Annotated in this window: 16 protein-coding genes; 8 read left to right on the forward strand and 8 right to left on the reverse strand. The window is 59.6% G+C overall.

The features are described from left to right. Positions 1 to 26 precede the first annotated feature (26 nt). Both ORG26_RS15970 and ORG26_RS15975 read right to left on the reverse strand, forming a co-directional pair. Positions 27 to 2318, reverse strand: a complete 2292-nt coding sequence (locus ORG26_RS15970; protein ID WP_266363484.1) for an efflux RND transporter permease subunit — start codon at positions 2316 to 2318, stop codon at positions 27 to 29. A 164-nt stretch (positions 2319 to 2482) separates the two neighbouring features. Further along, positions 2483 to 2902, reverse strand: a complete 420-nt coding sequence (locus ORG26_RS15975; protein ID WP_266363486.1) for a hypothetical protein — start codon at positions 2900 to 2902, stop codon at positions 2483 to 2485. 163 nt (positions 2903 to 3065) lie between these two features. On the opposite strand from ORG26_RS15975, the gene ORG26_RS15980 reads away from it, so the two are divergent. The 3 genes from ORG26_RS15980 (at position 3066) to ORG26_RS15990 (ending at position 8318) form a co-directional block, all read left to right on the forward strand. Then, positions 3066 to 5456, forward strand: a complete 2391-nt coding sequence (locus ORG26_RS15980) for an ABC transporter permease (protein WP_266363488.1) — start codon at positions 3066 to 3068, stop codon at positions 5454 to 5456. A 207-nt stretch (positions 5457 to 5663) separates the two neighbouring features. Next, complete coding sequence (locus ORG26_RS15985; RefSeq protein ID WP_266363490.1) at positions 5664 to 7094, forward strand: glycoside hydrolase family 28 protein; 1431 nt, start codon at positions 5664 to 5666, stop codon at positions 7092 to 7094. Between the two features lie 114 nt (positions 7095 to 7208). Continuing rightward, on the forward strand, positions 7209 to 8318 hold the full coding sequence (locus ORG26_RS15990) for a PKD domain-containing protein (RefSeq protein WP_266363492.1): 1110 nt from the start codon (positions 7209 to 7211) through the stop codon (positions 8316 to 8318). 66 nt (positions 8319 to 8384) lie between these two features. On the opposite strand, the gene ORG26_RS15995 is transcribed toward ORG26_RS15990, so the two are convergent. The 3 genes from ORG26_RS15995 to prmC form a co-directional block, all read right to left on the reverse strand. Continuing rightward, a complete protein-coding gene (locus ORG26_RS15995; RefSeq protein ID WP_266363494.1) occupies positions 8385 to 8783 on the reverse strand; it encodes a VOC family protein in 399 nt (132 codons plus the stop codon). 221 nt (positions 8784 to 9004) lie between these two features. Beyond that, positions 9005 to 9976 (reverse strand): AAA family ATPase, encoded by a 972-nt coding sequence (locus ORG26_RS16000; protein ID WP_266363496.1) that lies wholly within the window; start codon positions 9974 to 9976, stop codon positions 9005 to 9007. 121 nt (positions 9977 to 10097) lie between these two features. Further along, the gene (gene prmC, locus ORG26_RS16005; protein ID WP_266363498.1) at positions 10098 to 10952 is read right to left on the reverse strand and encodes a peptide chain release factor N(5)-glutamine methyltransferase; all 855 of its coding nucleotides are present in this window, start codon (positions 10950 to 10952) and stop codon (positions 10098 to 10100) included. A 110-nt stretch (positions 10953 to 11062) separates the two neighbouring features. Between prmC and ribD the strand changes: the two genes are divergently transcribed. Continuing rightward, a complete protein-coding gene (ribD, locus tag ORG26_RS16010; RefSeq protein ID WP_266363500.1) occupies positions 11063 to 12112 on the forward strand; it encodes a bifunctional diaminohydroxyphosphoribosylaminopyrimidine deaminase/5-amino-6-(5-phosphoribosylamino)uracil reductase RibD in 1050 nt (349 codons plus the stop codon). A 111-nt stretch (positions 12113 to 12223) separates the two neighbouring features. Here ribD and nagA read toward each other — a convergent pair whose 3' ends face one another. Both nagA and ORG26_RS16020 read right to left on the reverse strand, forming a co-directional pair. Next, complete coding sequence (gene nagA / locus ORG26_RS16015; protein ID WP_266363502.1) at positions 12224 to 13357, reverse strand: N-acetylglucosamine-6-phosphate deacetylase; 1134 nt, start codon at positions 13355 to 13357, stop codon at positions 12224 to 12226. Beyond that, positions 13345 to 14097: a shikimate dehydrogenase family protein gene (locus ORG26_RS16020; protein ID WP_266363504.1), complete on the reverse strand. Its 753-nt coding sequence runs from the start codon at positions 14095 to 14097 to the stop codon at positions 13345 to 13347. Before ORG26_RS16020 ends, nagA begins: the two co-directional genes overlap by 13 nt. A 190-nt stretch (positions 14098 to 14287) precedes the next feature. Here ORG26_RS16020 and ORG26_RS16025 point away from each other — a divergent pair, with 190 nt between their 5' ends. Further along, positions 14288 to 15481, forward strand: coding sequence for a putative sugar nucleotidyl transferase (locus ORG26_RS16025; protein ID WP_266363506.1), 1194 nt, complete (start codon positions 14288 to 14290; stop codon positions 15479 to 15481). 16 nt (positions 15482 to 15497) lie between these two features. Here ORG26_RS16025 and ORG26_RS16030 read toward each other — a convergent pair whose 3' ends face one another. Continuing rightward, on the reverse strand, positions 15498 to 16946 hold the full coding sequence (locus tag ORG26_RS16030) for a sulfatase-like hydrolase/transferase (protein ID WP_266363507.1): 1449 nt from the start codon (positions 16944 to 16946) through the stop codon (positions 15498 to 15500). A 157-nt stretch (positions 16947 to 17103) separates the two neighbouring features. On the opposite strand from ORG26_RS16030, the gene ORG26_RS16035 reads away from it, so the two are divergent. From ORG26_RS16035 to rimK, 3 genes are all read left to right on the forward strand, one after another. Further along, positions 17104 to 18219 carry a DNA polymerase III subunit gene (locus tag ORG26_RS16035; protein ID WP_266363509.1) on the forward strand — a complete coding sequence of 372 codons (1116 nt, stop codon included), beginning with the start codon at positions 17104 to 17106 and terminating at the stop codon, positions 18217 to 18219. Then, positions 18216 to 18677, forward strand: coding sequence for an ATP-dependent zinc protease family protein (locus ORG26_RS16040; RefSeq protein ID WP_266363511.1), 462 nt, complete (start codon positions 18216 to 18218; stop codon positions 18675 to 18677). The genes ORG26_RS16035 and ORG26_RS16040 overlap by 4 nt, the downstream gene beginning before the upstream one ends. 144 nt (positions 18678 to 18821) lie before the next feature. Beyond that, positions 18822 to 19724 carry a 30S ribosomal protein S6--L-glutamate ligase gene (gene rimK, locus ORG26_RS16045; RefSeq protein ID WP_266363513.1) on the forward strand — a complete coding sequence of 301 codons (903 nt, stop codon included), beginning with the start codon at positions 18822 to 18824 and terminating at the stop codon, positions 19722 to 19724. Positions 19725 to 19740 lie beyond the last annotated feature (16 nt).

Genomic DNA, 19740 nt, shown 5'->3' on the forward strand with positions numbered 1-19740 from the left:
CGCTTGGCTTGTTTTTCGATTAAACGTCAGACCCGGTAGCGCTTCAGACTCAGCAGCAGGGCCGGCAGCAGAATCAGGTTGGTGAGGCAGGCCATCAGAACGGTCGTGGCCACCAGTGTACCCAACGCCGCCGTTCCGCCAAAGCCCGACAGGGCGAAGACCGAAAAGCCGCCCGCCAGAATCAGCGCCGTATCGATCAGGCTTCGGCCCGTTTCGGCAATGGCTCCCGAAATGGCGGCCGACGGCTCCAGCCCGCGTTTCAAATGGGCCCGGTAACTGGTTAGGAAATACACCGTCCCGTCCGACGAAAGGCCGAACGCAATGCTGAAAACAAGAATGGTCGAAGGCTTGAACGGAATGCCGGTAAAGCCCATCACCCCCGCTGTCACCACCAGCGGAATCAGACACGGCAGTTTCGAAAGCAGAATGATCGGCACCGACCGGAACAGAAACATGCCCACAATGGCAATCAGGACAATGGCCATCAGCAGACTTTCGTAGAGATTGCCCATCAGGTACGAGTTGCTTTGCAGAAACACAAGACTGTGGCCGGTCAGGTGAATCTGGTACTCCGACCGGGCCGAAAGCGAATCCAGCCGGGGTTTCAGGTGCGCCATCAGGGACTGCATCCGCCGGGAGCCGATGTCGGCCATCTGGTAGCTCACCCGCGCGATGCGCCGGTCTTTATCGATAAAGGCCTTGGCCATTGCGGGCGTACCCGTGCCGTTGCCGGTCAGGGAAAACGTCCCCGCCAGCTTCTGAAACTCCAGCAAAGGCGGCAGCACATAGTACCGGGCTTCGCCGCCCCGGTACATCTGGTAGGCAAACCGAACGGCGTCCACCAGCGAGCGGGCCTGCGAAAATTCCGGGTAATCGTCCATGACCCGTTCGAGGGCCCGGACGGTGTAAAACATCCGGCCTCCCTGGGCGGTGACGCCGTTGGGCTGGCCCGTATCAATCATAATCTCGAACGGCAGCGCGCCTTTGAAATGCTGCTCGATGAACCGCAGGTCGGTGTACACCGGGTCGTTCTTGGGTAAATCGTCGACCACATAGCCCTCCACCTGAATCCGCAGCAGGCCGAGGGCGCTCACCACCGTAATGACCGAGATAATGCCGTAGATCAACCGGCGACGGGTATGAACCCAGCCGTCGATAGCGGCCAGCACCCGGCTCCAGCGCCCGGCGGCTTCCGGCGTTTGCGAACCCAGGCGGGGCACCGGCAGGTAACTCAGGAAAATCGGCACCAGCAGCAGGCAGATGACATAAACCGCCAGCACGCAGATGGCCGCAACCAGCCCGAACTCCATCAGCAGGCGGCTGTTGGTAAAATAAAACACACCGAACCCAATGGCCGTGGTGACGTTGGCCAGCAGCGCCGACAGGCCCACCTCCCGGATGGTCGTATCCAGCGCCCGCCGCTGCTCGCCGTGCAGGGCCAGTTCCTGCCGGTAGCGATTGACCAGAAAGACGCAGTTCGGCACGCCCACCACCAGCAGCAGCGGCGGCAGCAGGCCCGTTAGAAGCGTAATTTCGTAACCCAGCAGCGACAGCGTGCCGATGCTGACGCAAACGCCCATGCCGACGACCACCAGCGAGAGGGCCACCACGCGCCACGACCGGAAAAGGCCCCAGACCAGCAGCCCGGTGACCGCCGCCGCCAGCGCCAGAAACAGCGTCATTTCGCCCGACACTTTTTTCATCACTTCCGTGCGGATGGAAGGCAGTCCCGAATAATGCAGGGCCAGCTGATGCCGCTGGCTGAACCGCTGGCCGTAGGTCCGGATCGAATCCACGAGCGCGATGCGGTCGCGGGAGTTCAGTTTTTTCTCGTCGAACGTAACCGCCATCAGGGTCGCTTTGGTGTCGGGGTTGACCAGCAGACCCCGGTAAAAGGGGAGCGAGAGCACCTGCTGCCGGATGCTGTCTGCCTGCGCCTGGGTCGTGGGGCGCTGCGTCACGAGCGGCGCCACGCACCAGGCCGTGCTGTCGCGGCGCAGGGTGAAGAGCTGGGCCGTGGACAGCACCTGTTTCACCCCGCTCAGCCGTTCGACCTGCCGGGTCATGTCGTACCAGTCCTGGTACAGCGGCAGATCAAACCAGCGCTCGTCCTGCCAGCCGATGACCATCAGCGCCCCGTCGGCCCCGAACCGGGTTTTAAACTGTTCGTAATGCTGCTGAATGGGGTCGGATAACGGGAGAATTCGGGCAATCTGATAAGAAAGCTGAATCCGGGTGCCCCAGTAAGCCATAAAAAGACTGAGGCTGATAAGCGCGCCCAGCCAGAAAATTCGGTAATTCAGTATAAGTCGTGCCATGACGGACCAGATACGTCAGCAAAAAAGGTCAGGGACGGCTCCCGTAGAAGGTCACGGAGCCGCAATCAACCAATGAAAAAAATAGGAAATGGGCTGTCCGGACCCGTCCGGACAAAGCAGAAGCGGCCGCTTGCAAAGGGCCATTGAACCGGAAAAAAGGCTCCTCAGGGGGCGTTGATGGCAATCTGGTGGGCCAGCATCCGGTGCATGGAAGGCACCGGCGTCAGGAGCCGGGACGCCCGGACGGGCTGACGGAACGGAAGGAGCCGGAAGAAATTCGTAATCAGAACGGGCACGCTGACCGGCGGAAAGGTGACCGGCAGATTGACCCGAACGACCGGTAGGGCCATCAGGGAGTGCGTATCCACCCGGTTGATATCCTTCGTCGGGACCGGGTTCGGAGAATCGTTGTCGGCGGCCGACACCATGCAGCAGGAGGGCTGTCCGGCCGCTTCTGCCGGGCGGGCCTGGGCCGGTGCGAGCAGCGTCCACCACGCCGCCAGCAGACTGCCCAGCAGCCAGAACCATCGTTGTCTGTGTCGCTTTTCCTCCATCATGGCCCCTAAAAATCGCACTTTTTTCACCAGCAGGCAAATTCCTTTTTGTCCGGTGAGGCACCGGGTGGGGAGTGCGCGACGGCTGGGTGCAAAACGGGGTCCTGAAGCCTACCTGTTGACGGTTAACGTTTTTTAACTGCCGCTTCTGCCCGGATTGTCCGTAATTTGGCGGTGACTTAACCTTTCTGGCATGGTAGCTAGTTACCTGAAAATTGCCTGGCGAAACCTGCGCGCGCAGCCCGTTTATCTGCTCATAAACCTCGCCGGATTGTCCGTCAGTCTGGCCGTGGGCCTCCTGATTTTTCTTTTTCTGCGGCATCACCTCAGTACCGACCGCCACCACGCCCGGTACGACCGCATTTTCCGGGTCAACACCGATCTGTACCTGCCCGACGGCTCGGTGGAGTATAATCCGGAAGCGCCTCTGCCGCTGGCGGATGTCCTGCGCACGGAGTTTCCGCAGGTCGAGCGGGCGGCTTTTCTGATGATGAACCGCCAGCTGACCGTCGCCAGCAACGGCCCGTCGGAGCCGATTCGGTTTCTGGAAGAAAAAGGAACGGCGCTCGTCGAACCGCAGTGGTTCGGCATCATGAGTTATACCTGGCTGAAAGGAAATCCGGAAACGGCCCTCCGCGAGCCGAATACGGCCGTTATGACCCACTCCTGGGCGAAAAGATACTTCGGTTCGGCCAATCCCGTCGGGAAAATCCTGACGCTCAACAACCAGATTCGGGTCACCGTGACCGGACTGCTGGCCGACCCGCCGCCGACCACCGATACCGACATTGGCCTGTTTATCTCGATGGCGACGCTGAAAGGCCTTTACCCGGATTTCAACCCCGCCGACTGGTATTTTCTCAACAGCACCAACCGGCTTTATTTCACGCTGAAAGACGCCAGCGCCGCTTCGGAGCTACAAAAAGCGCTGCCCGCCCTGGCGAAAAAGCATTACGGAGCAGACGCCGCCATTTTTCGGTTCCAGGTCCAGCCGATGCGGGAATTTCACTTCGATGTGGCGCGGGGCGGTGGTGCCGTTCGTTCGTCACTGCTCTGGTCGCTGGCGGTGGTGGGCTTCCTGCTGACCGGCGCGGCCTGCATCAACTTCGTGAACCTGACCATCGCGCAGGGCCTCCGGCGCAGCAAGGAAGCCGGGGTCCGGAAAACCCTGGGCAGTTCGCGGAGCCAGCTGATCGGCCAGTTTCTGCTCGAAGCGGCGCTCGTCTGCGGAGCGGGTTTTGGGCTGGCTCTGCTGTGGGTCACGGGCGGTCTTACCTTTTTCAGCAACTGGGTCGGCTTCCCGCTGGCCTTTCCTCTGGACGGAGTTACGCTGGCGTATCTGGCTCTGTTGCTAGTGGTGGTCATTGGGCTGGCGGGCGGGTATCCGGCCGCCGTTTTGTCCGGAATCTCCCCCCGGTCGGCGCTGCTGGGGAAGTTGCCGACAGCCGCGGGCCTGGGCCTGAACGTCCGGCGGACGCTGGTGGTCGTCCAGTTTGTCGTGTGCCAGGGGCTCATTCTGGGCGCGATAGTGGTTACGTGGCAGATTCGGTACCTGCAAAGTGCCGATCTCGGTTTCCGGAAAGAAAACGTCGTGGTGGTGCCCTTTCCGGCGGGCGCTCAGGCCGCGGTGCAGACGTTCCGGCAGGAGCTTCTGCGGGAGGCCGGTATTGTATCGGTCAGCCTCCACCACCTGCCGCCAGCCAGCGAACAGCTCAACGGGGGTTCGTTCAAATTTGACGGCCAACCGGAATGGGAAAAGTACCCCATCCGGGAGCGTCTGGGCGATGTGCACTACCTGCCGACGTACGGATTGCAGCTGCTGGCCGGTCGGAATTTCGTTCCCGGCGATACCATCTGCGAGTACCTGATCAACGAAACCCTGCTGCACAAACTAGGCTTCCGCCACCCGCATCAGGTGCTGGGCAAACGGCTGCAATATTACCTTTCGTCGGTTCCGCTGCCGATTGTGGGGGTGGTCCGGGATTTCAACCAGCGCTCTTTGCGGGAAGAAATCGGCCCCTGCGTGATTGGCAGCCACGCGAGCATGTACCGGCAGGTCGGTATCCGTATCCAGGGCCGGAATCTGCCCGGGACGCTCGAACGCATCCGGCAGACCTGGCAGCGTATCTACCCGGATGAGGTCTTTACCTACGATTTTCTGGACCGGAAAGTAGCGCAGTTTTACCAAACCGAACAGGTAATGGCCCGCCTGATCGGTGTTGCCTGCGCCATTGCCGTGCTCATTTGCTGCCTGGGTCTGTACGGACTGATTTCCCTGACCGTGGCGCAGCGGACGAAGGAAATCGGCATTCGGAAAGTGCTGGGAGCTTCGCTGACCAGCCTCTGGCTTCTGGTGGCGGGCGATTTTCTCCGGATGGTGCTGGTGGCTACGGTGCTGGCCTGGCCGCTGTCCCGGTACCTGCTGCGTGGCTGGCTGGAGGGGTTTGCCTACCAGATTCGTCTTGCGTGGTGGATGTTCGCGGCGGCCGGTGGGCTGGCGGTGCTGATTGCCCTGCTGAGCGTCAGTTTCCAGAGCCTGAAAGCCGCCCGGATGAACCCGGTGAAAAGCCTGCGGACCGAATAAGCAGCGGGGCGAATCTGGTCACGGTACCTATGTTAATTTAGGGAGAAAAGAAGCGTCTGCCTGAATGTTGCCCGCCTGACTACCGGGCTTTATAGTTCTGGATCATACGGTTTCGACTGTATGAGCAGGAAAGTGCATGAAGGCAAAAAGCGCTTAAAAGCCCATTTTTGATGATCATCGTCCCAAAACGACGCTATTTTCCTTTCTATGAACTGGTCTGACGAATCCATAACCCGGCGGCAAGCCCTGAACTCCGGCGGTCGCCTGCTGGGACTTTCTGCCCTGGGGCTGCTCGTTCCATCTTCTCTGTCCCTGGCGGGTCCGGCCGCCAAAACGGAGTTCAACGTCCTCAAATACGGGGCGCGGGGCGACGGCAAAACGCTCGATACCGTAGCCATTCAGCGCGCCATCGACGCGGCGGCGGCCAAAGGGCGCGGGTCGCGGGTGGTGGTGCCGGGCAAGCGCAAATACCTCGTCGGGACGCTGCAACTGCGGAGCAACATCGATTTTCACCTCGCCGACGATGCGGAACTCGTCATCAGCACCGATCCGAAGCACTATAAAAACGGAGCCGTCATTCTGGCCGAAGGGGCGCAGAATCTGCACCTTTCGGGCACGGGCAAACTGAACGGCCGGGCGCTGGATTTCATGGACCATTACGAAAAAGAAAACGAATGGTGGATTCCGAAAGAGTGGCGGCCGAAAATGTTCATCCTGACCGAATGCCGGGGCCTCGAAATCCGAGACATTACGTTTGCCGAAGCACCCGAATGGGGCCTGCACATGCTCGGCTGCGAACAGGTGCTGGTCGATAACCTCAAGGTCCGCAACCACCTCGACGTGCCCAACTGCGACGGCATCGACCCCGACCACTGCCGCGATGTGGAAATTAAAAACTGCCACATCGTCTGCGGCGACGATGCCGTGGTTGTCAAGGCTACCCGCCAGGCGAAGGACTATGGCCCGTCGGCGCGGATTGTCGTGAAAGACTGCGTGCTGGAAACCCAGGATTCAGGCGTCAAAATCGGGACGGAAACGACGTCCGACGTGCACGACGTTCGTTTCGAGAACTGCGAAATCAAGACCAGCTGCCGCGGCCTGACGATTCAGCTCCGCGACAGTGGCAACGTCCGGGATATTCTGTTCAAAGACATCAAATTCGTGTCGCGTTACCATTCGGACCCGTGGTGGGGCCGGGGCGAGGCGATTTCGTTCACGGCCATCCCGCGGACGCCCGAAACGAAGGTCGGGCAAATCAGCAACATCCGCGTCGAAAACGTGACCGGCCGGGCCGAAAACAGCATCCGCGTCCAAGGCATGCCCAACAGCCGCGTGCAGAACGTGACGCTGAAAAACGTGGAGGTGACTTTCGACCGCTGGACGAAATACAAAGGCGGGCTGTTCGATAACCGCCCGACGAAGGTGATTGCTGACATCGAAAAGCACGGTACACCCGGCATCAGCCTGCGCCACGCCGACAACATCACGCTCGAAGACTGCCGGGTGAAATGGGGCAAAAACGTCCCCGACTACTTCACCCACGCCGTCGAAGCGGTAAACGTGAAAGGGTTGAATTTGAGGGATTTTGAGGGAAAAGCGGCGTATCCGGAACGGCTGGAAGCGGTCGTGCAGGCGTGAGTTGTCATTGATTTATTTCGCGCAGATGCTCGCTGCTTTTGAACGCAGAAATCCGCGGAAATCTGCGCCTCCAATCTGCGAATATCTGCGTGAAAGCCAATCCCAAACCTGACCATGAGTTTGATGAAACGCCTCTGCCCGATTTTTCTTTCCAGCTTGCTGGCAATGTCAGCGTGGGCACAAACGCCACCGGCCTCCACCACGGCTGTTCCCGATACCCGTTCGTTCAAAATCTTCCAGTTTCCCGCCGACCGCATTCCCCGCATCGACGGGAAGGCCGACGACTGGGCGATGGTGCCGGAGTCGTACACCGTGGGCATGGACCAGCTCATCGAAGACAGCGGCAAACAGCCCAAAGCCGACCCGAAGAATCTGGATGTGAAGGTGAAAGTGGCCTGGGTGAAGGGCCTCAACCGGCTGTATTTTCTCTACGAAGCCTACGACAATTACTGGGATTTTGCCCGTCCCGACCTGCACAACGACACCTTCGAAATCGTCGTGGACGGCGACCAGTCGGGCGGGCCGCTCATCGACCGCTTTCATCCCAACAAAAACCTCGACAAGTGGGACGCGTATTTCTCCTTCCACGGCGTTCACGCGCAAAATTACCACATTTTTACGCCCGCCGAAGGCAAGGACTGGACACTGGCCTGGGGGTCGCAGCCGTGGATCAAGCGCCTGCCGTACGCCAACGCAGCGACTTCGTACAACTTCAAACCCGGCGAGTCGGGTCGGCTGACGCTGGAATTCTGGATTACGCCTTTCGATTATGCCGGTTCGGAAGGGCCGCAGCGGGCCGTGGAAACGCCGCTGACCGAAGGCAAAAACGTGGGCCTTTGCTGGGCGATTATCGATTATGACGACGTAAAATCCGAGAAGAACAACGGCTTCTGGAACCTCTCGAAAGAGCACACGATGTACGGCAACGCCTCGTATCTGCTGCCTTTCCGCCTCATGCCGCTGGAAACGTCCCTGAAAAAAGCCCTCACGGCCGACTGGAGCTTCAAACTGCTGGACGAAAAACGGCGGCTGGTGGCTTTTCAGGATAATTCGGAAGGCAAAATCACCTCCTGGAAATGGGAGTTCGGCGACGGCACCACCTCCACCGAGCAGCACCCGATTCACGCCTACCAGCAACCCGGCCTCTACGTCGTGACGCTCTATGTGCAGGGGCCGGACGGACAGGCCCGCCGCGCGAAAGTCTGGGACGTGGCGATTCGGTGACTGAACGCTATCCGTCGTAAAGAATCGTGGCAGATTCGCTGGGAAAGGGAGCCGGGCGGCGTCCCGTCAGGTCGGCTGCCGTTCGCCGTAACAGTAGCAAAGTCCGTCGGGAGCCACCACAAAAAACACCTTCCAGTGGACATCGCCGTGCTGTTGCGACGTAATGGGAGGCCGTTCAGCCGTCAGGCCGTTGCTTTTCAACTCGGCCCATGCGTTTTCCAGATTGTCGACTTCAAAAAAACAGCCGTCCTGCTCAGGATCGCCGCCATTTTCGGCCAGACCAATTCGGATGTGATCTCTGGCCAGAACGACTGACGGGCAGGGCGTTTCCTGTCGGGATTCGAGCTGGAAACCCAGCGTCGTTTCGTAAAAGGGCAGGGCGGCCCCGAGATCACGGACGGGCAGGTTCAGGCTGTCCTGCTGATAAGGCCAGGCCTGTTTGAGGGTTGCTTTGAGAGGTTTCATCGGACCGGGAGTTGGTAGAAGGCAAAATGCCTGTCGGTTACGAAGCCAATACTAGCCGCGGCTCAACGTAATCTTTTTACGCCCTGAATCTTTTCGGAAAAGGATTTTTACCAAATAGCCCGTTGACGCCGCTGCTCATTCCCGACAAAGCAAAAAAGGCTGTGCGGACACAGCCCTGGGGTGAGTTTTCAGTTCGAGGGAGCGGTCAAACCCCGGTTTTGTTACCGTCCAATCGCCACTTTTCGCAGAATGGAATCGACGATTTGCAGCGTCGTGACGCCGTCGGCCTCGGCTTCGTAGTTGAGGTGGATGCGGTGGTTGAAAATGTCCGGCGCGATCTCCTTGATGTCCTCGGGCAGTACATAATCCCGCTGGTCGAAGTAGGCGAGGGCTTTGGCGGCGCGGTTGAGGTGGATACTCGCGCGGGGCGAAACGCCGTACTGGATGTACCGGGCCTCGTCGCGCAGGGCATAATCCAGCGGGCGGCGCGTGGCAAACACCAGTTCCACAATGTACCGTTCGAGCGTTTCGGACATCGTAATTTTGTTGATCTCGTCGCGGATGGCGAAAATATCGTCCTTGTCGAGCATCGGTTTCACCTCGTAATCGAAGTTCAGGTTCGACATCCGGCGCATCACTTCCAGTTCTTCGTCCTTCGACAGATAACCGACAAAAACCTTCATCATAAACCGGTCCACCTGCGCTTCGGGCAGGGGGTAGGTGCCTTCCTGCTCGACGGGGTTCTGCGTCGCCAGCACCAGAAACGGCTTATCGAGCACGAACGTTTCCTCGCCAATCGTCACCTGTTTCTCCTGCATCGCTTCGAGCAGCGCGGACTGCACCTTTGCCGGGGAGCGGTTCACTTCGTCGGCCAGAATCAGGTTGGCAAAAACCGGCCCCTGCTTCACTTCAAAGTCGCCCGATTTCTGGTTAAAGATCATCGTGCCGATGAGGTCGGCGGGCAGCAGGTCGGGCGTAAACTGAATGCGCTGGAAATCCAGTTGCAGCGTTTTGGCGAGCGTGCTGATGGTCAGCGTTTTGGCCAGGCCGGGGACACCTTCCAGCAGAATATGTCCGCCTGTGAACAGCCCGATGAGCAGCCGGTTGAGCAGCGCCTGCTGCCCCACTACGACCTGCCCCATCTCGTCGAAAACGCGGCGGATTTTATTGTGATATGTGAGATCGGTAGTCATGGGAATGATTGAATGATTGAATGATTGAATGACTGATTAGCTTCGCAGATTCAACCCCAGTCAGAGCTATTCAGTCATTCACCGCAGCGGCGGACCGCTCATTCACTCATTCAAAATTCAATTATATCGTTGCCTTTACAAAACGGTCCTTCCCGTGTATATCCTTGTATACCTGCACCGTTCGGTACGCGCGTTCCTCGAATACCCGGCGGGTTTCGTCGCCAAAGCGTTCGTTGATTTCTACGTAACAGGCCCCGCCTTCGGTCAGGTGGGCGCGGCCAAAATCGGCGACGGCCTTGTAGAACAGCAGCGGATCGGTGTCTTCTACAAACAGGGCCAGGTGCGGTTCGTACCGCAGCACGTTCGGCTCCATTTCGGCGGCTTCCGAGTGCGTGACGTAGGGCGGATTGCTCACCACGCAGTCAAAACGGCTCGGACCGGCGGACGGGGACTCTTCATCGGCCTTCAGGATGTCCCGTTTTTCGAACAGAATTTCGGCCTGGAGTTGCTCGGCGTTCTGGCGCGCGATGTCGAGGGCTTCCTCCGACAAATCCCAGGCCGTGACGGTGGCCTGCGGCAGAAAGCGGGCGAGTGTCACGGCAATGCAGCCGCTGCCCGTACCGAGGTCGATGATGTTCAGTGGAGACGGCGCTTCGGCGTAGTCGCGGACGATGAGCCGGATGAGTTCTTCGGTTTCCGGGCGCGGAATCAGCACGGCAGGCGATACCTGGAACTCCAGGCCGCAGAATTCCGTCGTCCCGATCAGGTGCTGCACGGGTTCGTGTTCGTTCAGCCGCCGCACCAGTTCGGCCCAGTCGGGCTGCTGGGCGGGCAGCGGTTTATTGACAATCACGTCCGTGCGGCGAAACCGCAGAAAATGTTCAAACAGCAGGTATATAATGGCGCGGGCTTCTTCGGGGCGGTAGCCCTGCAGTTGTCCGACCAGCGAATCAAACAGCGACTTAGCCGTGGTCATGCAGATGCGTAATTTTGCGTAAATCTGCAAAATCTTGCTGACATTTGGCATTCCACTTTTGACATTTGACGTCCAACCCCTGACATTGGACGTTTCTTTATTCTTTGCGAATGGCTGACTGGTTACCAAACGACATACTCTTCATGCGCCGGGCGCTGGAACTGGCCACTTTGGGACGGGGAAGCGTGAGCCCGAATCCGCTGGTGGGCTGCGTGATTGTGCACGGCGACCGGGTCATCGGCGAAGGCTGGCACCAGCGCTACGGCGAGGCCCATGCCGAGGTGAATGCCGTGCGGGCCGTCGCCGACCCGGCCCTGTTTCCGGAGGCTACGGCCTACGTTACGCTCGAACCCTGCGCCCATTTTGGCAAAACTCCGCCCTGCGCGGATTTATTGATTCAGAAAAAGATAAAGCGGGTCGTTATCTGCAACGAAGACCCCTTTCCGCTGGTCGATGGGCGCGGTATCCAAAAACTGCTAGCGGCGGGAATTGAGGTACAAACCGGCCTGCTGGCCGAGGAGGGTCGCGAACTGAACCAGCGCTTTTTTACCTGGGTGGAGAAAAAACGGCCCTATATCTTCCTGAAATGGGCCGAGACCGCCGACGGGTTCATGGCCCCGCCCGACCGCCGTCCGGTCGCCATCAGCGGCGCTCTGTCGCACCAGCTTGTTCACAAATGGCGCACGGAAGAGGACGCCGTTCTGGTCGGCACGGCCACCGCCCGGCACGACAATCCCCGCCTCAACGCCCGGCTCTGGCAGGGACGTAACCCCACCCGGCTGGTCATCGACCGAACGCTGCAACTGCCGCCCGACCTGCACCTGTTCGACGGTTCGCAGCCGACGCGGGTCTACTACGAAACCGGTTCGCCGGTAGCGCAAGAAGGCGTGACGTACGTGCCGCTTTCCGCCGACGAGCCGTTTCTGCCGCAGTTGCTGGCCGATTTATACCATAACAAACTACAATCCGTGATCGTAGAAGGCGGCGCGGCCTTGCTCGAAAGTTTCCTCAAAGAGGGCTTGTGGGACGAGGCGCAGGTGTTCAAAAGTCCGAAAACGCTGGGCGCAGGTGTAGCCGCCCCGATGGTCCGGGGAACGTTGAAAAGCAGCGAAAAAATAGGAGAGGATTGGTTAATGTCGTACCACAGCCCACGGTTTTAACCGTGGGTCCGAACGGTTTTCATCGTGGGTCCAAACGGTTTTCATTGTGAGTTAAAACGGTTCGTAGAATGCCGCGGTGGATCGTTCGTAGCCCACGGTTTAAACCGTGGGCTACGTTGCAAACACCTCCCGACACCGCCATTCCTCGTCCAGCACGACCAGATTCGCCACGTAGCCCGGCGCAATCTTTCCCAGTTGGTCGCCCAGCCCGATAATCTCCGCCGGCACCGTAGACGCCATCCGCAGCGCCTCTTCCGGCTTCAGACCTACGTGGCGGATGCCGTTGCGCACCGCGTCGAGCAGGGTGATGGACGAGCCCGCCAGTTTGCCTTCCTGATTCGTGTAGCGCCCTTCGTGGTAACGAATGACGAAGTCCTCGAAGTCCAGCGCCGGGCGGGGCGGATTGGCAAAGATCGCGTCGGAAATAAGGAAAAGCCGGTCACCCAGCAGCCGATGGGCCAGCCGGACGGCCGCAAAATCGCAGTGAAACCCATCGACAACGATGCTTGCCCGGACGGTCGGGTGGTCCAGAATCGCCCCAGCCGTCCCCGGTTCCCGGCTTTCGAAGCCCCGCATGGCGTTGTAGAGGTGCGTCGCCAGCGGAATGCCGTTGTCGAAGGCTTCCGTGGCCTGCCGGTAGGTGGCGTTGGTATGACCCGCTGACAGGATAAAAGGCGTTCTCTGAAGCCATTGCAGCTGCTCCGGCGTAAATACCTCCGGCGCAATCGTCAGGATTTTAATCACGTCGCGGCCCGCGGTGAGCAGGTCGTTCAGTTCTCTGGCGTCGGGCGGACGCACGTACGACAGGCTGTGCGCCCCGCGTTTTTCGGGATTCACGTACGGCCCTTCGACGTGCAGGCCCGGCACGCCCAGCGGATGCTCGGCCCGGACCTCCCGCACCGCCCGGATGGCCTTGTCGATCACGTCGTAGGAGGTCGAGTACAGGGTCGGCAGCACGGTCGTCGTGCCGTTTCGGCGGTGGGTGTCGAGGATGTGCCGGACCGTCCCGGCCGTCGGATGCCCGTTCAGAAACTGTTCTGACCCGCCGTAAAGCTGCAAATCGACCAGACCGGGCACGAGCCAGCGGCCTCGTAGGTCGTAGATCGTGTGCGCGGCGTCACCGGACCCGTTCCGGTCGGTGGGTTCCACCGATTCAATCCGGCCCTCCGAAACCCGGACCGTTGTATCGGGCAGGACTTCCGTGCCGGTAAAAACGGTCGCGTTGGTCAGAATCAGCTCTGCCATATTTCCCACGCTTTTTCGGCCTGCAGCTGAAGCATCGGCAGGCCGTTGTGCGTGGCGGCTCCGGCGGCTTTTCCTTTCTGCAAAAACAGCGTTTCGGCGGGGTTGTACACCAGATCGTACAGCAGGTGCTGCGGCGTCAGGGCGTCGTAGGGCAGAGCCGGGGCTTCGTCCACCTTTGGGTAGGTGCCGACGGGCGAAGTGTTGATAATCAGTTTGTAAGCCGACAGCACCGTCGCGTCGAGCTGTTCGTAGGAAAAGTCGTTTTCGGTGGCGCGGCGCGAAACCAGCCGGTACTGAATCGCCAGGTCCGTAAGGGCCGTCGTCACCGCTTTGGCCGCGCCGCCGTTGCCGAGCACGAGCGCTTTGAGGCTTTGGGTCGCCACGCCCTGCGCTTCCAGCCAGCTTTCCAGCGATTGCCGAAAGCCGTAGTAGTCCGTGTTATAGCCGATTTTCCGTCCGTCGGATAAGATTTTGATGGTATTCACCGCCCCGATGCGCCCCGCCGACTGTTCGTCGAGGGCATCCAGAAACGGAATCACCGCCTGCTTATGGGGAATCGTGACGTTCAGCCCGCGCAGACCGGGCGTCTGACGAAGAATCTCGGGGAAATCTTCGATGACGGGCAGCTCAAACAGGTCATACTGGCTGTCGGGAATGCCTTCCGCGGCAAATTTTTCGGTGAAGTATTTTTTGGAAAACGAGTGGGTAAGCGGGTATCCGATCAGTCCGTAGCGGTTCATGAGGGCAAAGATAACGGTTGAAGGTTGAAAGTTGAAGGTTGAAAGAAGGTTGAAGGGTTAACGTTGAACGTGGCGCTGCCTCGTGCTGCCCTCCTGTGCAGGGCGGATGGCCTTCAACGTTAAACCTTCACCCTTCACCCTTCAACCTTAAACTTTTCCAGATATTTGCATCCGCAACGCGTTAGCAGTTATGAGCAACCTGATTTTATTTGACGATCCGGCGATCCGGGTCAATCTTCTGCCTTTTACCTTTACCCGGCCCGTTTCGGGAGTCCGGATTGGCATTCAGACCATTGACGAAAAATGGGCGTCGCGGCTCGAAACGGCGCCTTCCTTTCTGACCGAACCGTATCTGCAGGCTAAGTTCCCGGTCCGTTTTTCGTCCGATAACCTGTACGTCAACGGCGCCGTCTGCCCGACCGAAGCACTGGTGGAAGCCATCCGCCACCTCGCACCCGGCGAAGGGCTGAGCACGCCGGACGGCCTGCTGATTGCCCGGCGGACGGAACAGGCGCTGGAGAAAGCACCCACGGCCGCCGACGGGCCGCAGCGGACGTTCGACGGGCCGCTGACCATCGTTCGCGCCCTGCCGGACCTGTTCCTCAACAACGGCGACCAGATTCGGGCGGATTTCGCTTTTCTGACCAAAGGCCGCCGGTCGCAGCCCATCACCGACCCGCATACCCGCGTTTACGCGCCCGAAAATATCTTTGTGGAAGAAGGTGCCGTCATCCGCGCGGCCGTTCTGAATGCCGAAGGCGGCCCGATTTACATCGGCAGAAACGCCGTCATCAGCGAAGGAACCCTCATGATCGGCCCGTTTGCGCTCTGCCACGACGCAACGGTGAACTGGGGCGGCAAAATGCGGAACAACACCACCGTCGGGCCATTCTGCAAAGTCGGCGGCGAACTGGGCAATTCGATTCTGTTTGGCTACAGCAACAAGGCCCATGACGGATTTCTGGGCAATTCGGTCATCGGGGAGTGGTGCAATCTGGGCGCCAACTGCAATAATTCCAACCTGAAAAACGACTACACCGACGTCAAGCTGTACAGCTACGCCACCGGCCAGCTCGAAAGCAGCGGGCGGCTGTTCTGCGGCCTGATGATGGGCGACCACACAAAAGCGGGCATCAGCACCATGTTCAACACGGGCACGGTGGTCGGCGTGAACGTCAACGTGTACGGGGCCGGTTTTCAGCCGAAACACATTCCGTCCTTCTCCTGGGGCGGTGCCGACACCGGTTTCACCGATTACCGCCTCGAAAAAGCCCTGTACGTCGCCCGCGAAACCGTCGCCCGCCGCGGCATCGAGTTCTCGGAAGCCGACGAAGCCATTATGCGGGAGGTGTATAAAATCAGTCGTAAGTCAACACAGTCGTAAGCGGACCGCTTACGACTTATTGACTTACTTTCTTATCCAGCAGATTCAGGAGTTTTTGTTTTTGCGACTGGTAGCCGGACTGTTCGCTGAGGTCGCGGAGTTCGGACGGGTCCTGGCGGAGGTCGAAAAGCTGTTCGGTCGTCTGATTTTTCACCCGGTACTGGACGAGTTTCCAGCCGTCGGCCGTCCGGACGGCCTGTTGCAGGGGCGGGCGGTAGGCGAGCAGGACCTGTTTGCGGTGCTGCTTCTCCTTGCCGTCGAGCAGCGAGGCGAAACTTTGGCCGTCGAGGCGAGTCGGCAGGGGCAGTTTTGCCAGTTGACAGAGCGTCGGAAAGACGTCGTGGAGGTAGCAAAGAGCGTCGGGCCGGAGGTTGCGCCGGACGCCCGGCCCGGCCATCACCAGCGGCACCCGGACAGACGGTTCGTACAGATTCTGTTTGCCCATCAGCCCCTGCTGCCCGAGCATCAGGCCGTTGTCGCTGCACCAGACGACCAGCGTATTCTCGGTCAGTCCGTTGATTTCCAGCGTTTGCAGAATGCGGCCGATCTGTTCGTCGATGTCCGAGATGGAGGCGTAATATTTGGCCATTTCGGCCTGAACGGCGCTGGGTTGCAGCGGCCGGACGAGGCGCTGTTCATCCCGGACGGTCATCTCGCCGGTGTCGAAAAGCGGCTGGGGCCGGAAGTTTTCCGGGAGCCGGAGGCTGGCCGGCACGTAGCGCTCGGCCCAGGACGCGGGCGGCTGAAGCGGGTCGTGCGGGGCCGTAAACGACACGTACAGCAGAAACGGCTTGTTGTTCTTGTTCGGCGACTGTTTGTCCAGAAACGAGATGGCGGCGCTGGCAAACACGGCACTGGAATGGCCCAGCGCTTTGAACCGGCTTTCGGGCCGGTAAGCTCCTTTGGCGTCGAAATGATGCAGCATGGGCCTCAGATGCCCGCCTTCCTTCGCCGCGTGCATTTCCTCAAAAAACAGATTGTCGCCGCCCGCAAAAGAAGCCTGAAAGCTGGTCTTGCTGTTCGGCCATTTGCCCACGGCATACGTCTGGTAGCCGTATTTCCGGAAATACTGCGGAAAAGTGACGGCCGAATTCTCCGCCTCACCGCTGGTTTTGCCGGTCGGGGCGGTGTAAAAACTTTTGGGCAGGTGCGCGCATGTCTGGCCGGTGAGAAGCATCGCCCGGCTCGAATTATCGACCGTCGGCTCGTCGCTGCCCGCATTGTAAACCCCCGTAAACGAAGCCCCGCGGCGGATGAGGCGGTCGAGGTTGGGTGTCATCAGGTCCGGATTGCCCAGGGCCCGGGCCCCGTCCGGGCGGTGGTCGTCCGTGACGATAAACAGAATGTTGGGTCGGGATTCGGTAGGTTTGGGGGAAGAATTGTCATCATGAGCCGGATGGGCTGCCCAGAACAGGGCAAAGACCGTCCAGCCGAGCACCAGCAGACGCGGGGAAATGTGTTTCATGGGGTGTGGACAAGAATAAAAACGACTCGCGGTGAACGAGGTAAGTTTATGCCCCAATGTAAACGGTTACAGGCGGAAGCCGAATGGTTACAATATCTTAATGCGCAAAAATCTATTGACGAGTCCTGCGGCTCCGTTTATTGGCTAATTTTGGAGAATGCTTTTCAACGAAATCATCGGCCACGACGATACCCGCCAGACCCTCATCCGGGCGGTGCGGCACAACCACGTGGCCCACGCGCAACTCTTCGACGGTCCGCCGGGCGGGGCTACGCTGGCCCTGGCGCTGGCCTTTGCCACGTATGTCAACTGCGAAAACAAGGGGCCGGAGGATGCCTGCGGCCGCTGTGCGTCCTGCGTGAAAATGAGCAAGCTGGCGCATCCTGACCTGAAGGTGATGCTGCCCGTCGCCGGTGGGGCCACGAGTGAAACCTACCTGCCCAACTGGCGCAAACTGATTACCGAACACCCGTACCGGACTTACGAGGAGTGGTTTCAGGCGGTCGGCATCAAACAGGGCAACTTCCCGGTGAAAGAAGTGCGCGAAGACCTGATTCCGAAACTGTACCTGAAGCCGTACGAGGGCGAATACAAGATCTTTCTGATCTGGTTTCCGGAATTTCTGAATCTCGAATCGGGCAACGCCCTGCTGAAAGTGCTGGAAGAACCGCCCGCTAAAACGCTGTTTCTGCTCGTAACCAACCAGCCCGAAAAGCTGTTAATCACTATCCTCTCGCGGACGCAGCGGGTGGCCGTCCGGGCGTTTACGGACGAGGAGGTGTCCATGCACCTGCGGCAGCACCTGAACGTGGACGAAAAGCGGGCCCGGCAGGTGGCCTACCTGGCCGACGGCAACCTGTCGGAAGCCATCCGGCTGTCCGGCGAGGAGGCCGACCGGACCGAAGACCGCCACGCCTGGTTTGCCGACTGGATGCGGATGTGCTACCGGCAGGACCTGATTGCTCTGGTGACGCAGTCGGAGGAGTTCGACAAGCTGGGCAAGGAAAAGCAGCGCGGATTGCTCGATTACAGCCTGAACCTCTGCCGCGACCTGTTTCTGTGGAAACACGGCGCCCGCGACCTGCTGCGGCTGCCGGAAGAGGAACGGACGTTTGTTGAGAATTTCGGCAAAATTCTGGAACCCGATTTTCTGGAACACATGGTCAGTGACCTCAACGAGGCGGCTTTCCACATCGAACGGAACGTGCGCGCCCGGATGGTCATGCTCGACCTTTCGCTCACTTTCAGCCGCCTGATGCGGCAGGGAAAATGAAGACAGCCGCTAAAAAAAAGAGAAAACCCCCGCAGACCATCGGCTGTTCGGACCGGATCGACTTTCCGGATTTCGAGCTTTCGGATGTGGAAGCCAAAATCGACACGGGCGCCTACACCTCGGCCCTGCACTGCACCGATGTGCGGCTGGTTGAGGCGGGTGACCGCCACCAGCTTCGGTTTACGCTGGCCAGCGGACAGACGGGCAAACGGAAGCAGATTCTCACGGATGCATTTAAATACAAAACGATAAAGAATTCGTTTGGTCAGTCGGAAAAACGGTTTGTCATCCAGACCCGCGTGCAGATTCTCGGGCGGACGATCCGGGCCGAATTTTCGCTGGCCGACCGGGGCCGGATGCGCTTTCCGGTGCTGCTCGGCCGCAAACTATTGCGGAATAAATTTGTTGTTGACGTATCGCTCAAAAACGTTTCCTACAAGCAGAAAAATGGGGCCTAAACCCCGTCGGCGGCCAGCGGCCCTGACGGCGGTTCCACAGGCTCCATCCCGAAAATTATCAGAACGATTTTTCAAAACTGCACAGCCGCTGTCGGGGTCTGCGACCGCCGACAGGGCCTCTACCCGACTTTACACCTTACTTTTATGCATATTGCAGTATTGTCCACCAACCCGGAACTCTACTCCACACGCCGACTGGTGGAATCCATAGAAACGCGCGGCCACCGGGCTTCGGTGATCGACCACCTGAAATGCCAGGTCATGATCGAAGGGGGCAAGCCGTCGGTGTTCTACCGGGGCGAACCGCTGGAGGCCATCGATGCCATTGTGCCGCGTATCGGGGCATCCGTTACCGACTACGGCTGTGCGGTGGTCCGCCAATTCGAAATGATGGGCGTTTTCACGACGGCTAAATCACAGGCCATTACGCGTTCACGAAATAAATTACGAAGTTTGCAGGTGCTTTCGCGGGCGGGCGTCGGTCTGCCCAAGACGGTCTTTGCCAAGCAACCCAGGGACCTGGACCAGCTCATGGGGCTGGTGGGCGGTCCGCCGGTGGTCATCAAACTGCTGGAAGGCACGCAGGGCATCGGCGTGGTGCTGGCCGAAACGGCAAAAACCGCCAAATCGACCATTGAGGCGCTTTACGGCCTGAAAGCCAACGTACTCATTCAGGAGTTCATCGCCGAAGCGAAGGGGGCGGACATCCGGGCGTTTGTGGTCGGCGGGCGCGTGATCGGGGCCATGAAACGCCAGGGCAAGGAAGGCGATTTCCGCTCAAACCTGCACCGGGGCGGCAACGGCAAGTCGGTCTGCCTGTCGGTGGAAGAGGAGGAAACGGCCATCAACGCGGCCCGGGCGCTGGGCCTGCGGGTAGCGGGCGTCGATATGCTCCAGTCGCATCGCGGCCCGCTGGTGCTGGAGGTCAACTCCTCGCCGGGCCTCGAAGGCATCGAAAAAACGACCCGCATCGACGTAGCGGGCGAAATTGTGCAGTTTATCGAAGAAAAAATCCCGGCGGATGAGAACGATACCGTCGGGGTGTAGAATAAAGTCGTGAGTC

Origin of the sequence: Tellurirhabdus rosea (genome assembly GCF_026278345.1) — a bacterium.
GTDB lineage: Bacteria > Bacteroidota > Bacteroidia > Cytophagales > Spirosomataceae > Tellurirhabdus > Tellurirhabdus rosea.

Coding starts and splice junctions, on each gene's coding strand:
- ORG26_RS15980 (WP_266363488.1), top strand. CDS start 3,066: ATGGTAGCTAGTTACCTGAAAATTGCCTGGCGAAACCTGCGCGCGCAG.
- ORG26_RS16025 (WP_266363506.1), top strand. CDS start 14,288: ATGAGCAACCTGATTTTATTTGACGATCCGGCGATCCGGGTCAATCTT.
- ORG26_RS16035 (WP_266363509.1), top strand. CDS start 17,104: ATGCTTTTCAACGAAATCATCGGCCACGACGATACCCGCCAGACCCTC.
- ORG26_RS16020 (WP_266363504.1), bottom strand. CDS start 14,097: ATGAACCGCTACGGACTGATCGGATACCCGCTTACCCACTCGTTTTCC.
- ribD (WP_266363500.1), top strand. CDS start 11,063: ATGGCTGACTGGTTACCAAACGACATACTCTTCATGCGCCGGGCGCTG.
- ORG26_RS15995 (WP_266363494.1), bottom strand. CDS start 8,783: ATGAAACCTCTCAAAGCAACCCTCAAACAGGCCTGGCCTTATCAGCAG.
- ORG26_RS15970 (WP_266363484.1), bottom strand. CDS start 2,318: ATGGCACGACTTATACTGAATTACCGAATTTTCTGGCTGGGCGCGCTT.
- ORG26_RS16030 (WP_266363507.1), bottom strand. CDS start 16,946: ATGAAACACATTTCCCCGCGTCTGCTGGTGCTCGGCTGGACGGTCTTT.
- ORG26_RS15985 (WP_266363490.1), top strand. CDS start 5,664: ATGAACTGGTCTGACGAATCCATAACCCGGCGGCAAGCCCTGAACTCC.
- ORG26_RS15990 (WP_266363492.1), top strand. CDS start 7,209: ATGAGTTTGATGAAACGCCTCTGCCCGATTTTTCTTTCCAGCTTGCTG.
- ORG26_RS16000 (WP_266363496.1), bottom strand. CDS start 9,976: ATGACTACCGATCTCACATATCACAATAAAATCCGCCGCGTTTTCGAC.
- rimK (WP_266363513.1), top strand. CDS start 18,822: ATGCATATTGCAGTATTGTCCACCAACCCGGAACTCTACTCCACACGC.
- ORG26_RS16040 (WP_266363511.1), top strand. CDS start 18,216: ATGAAGACAGCCGCTAAAAAAAAGAGAAAACCCCCGCAGACCATCGGC.
- prmC (WP_266363498.1), bottom strand. CDS start 10,952: ATGACCACGGCTAAGTCGCTGTTTGATTCGCTGGTCGGACAACTGCAG.
- nagA (WP_266363502.1), bottom strand. CDS start 13,357: ATGGCAGAGCTGATTCTGACCAACGCGACCGTTTTTACCGGCACGGAA.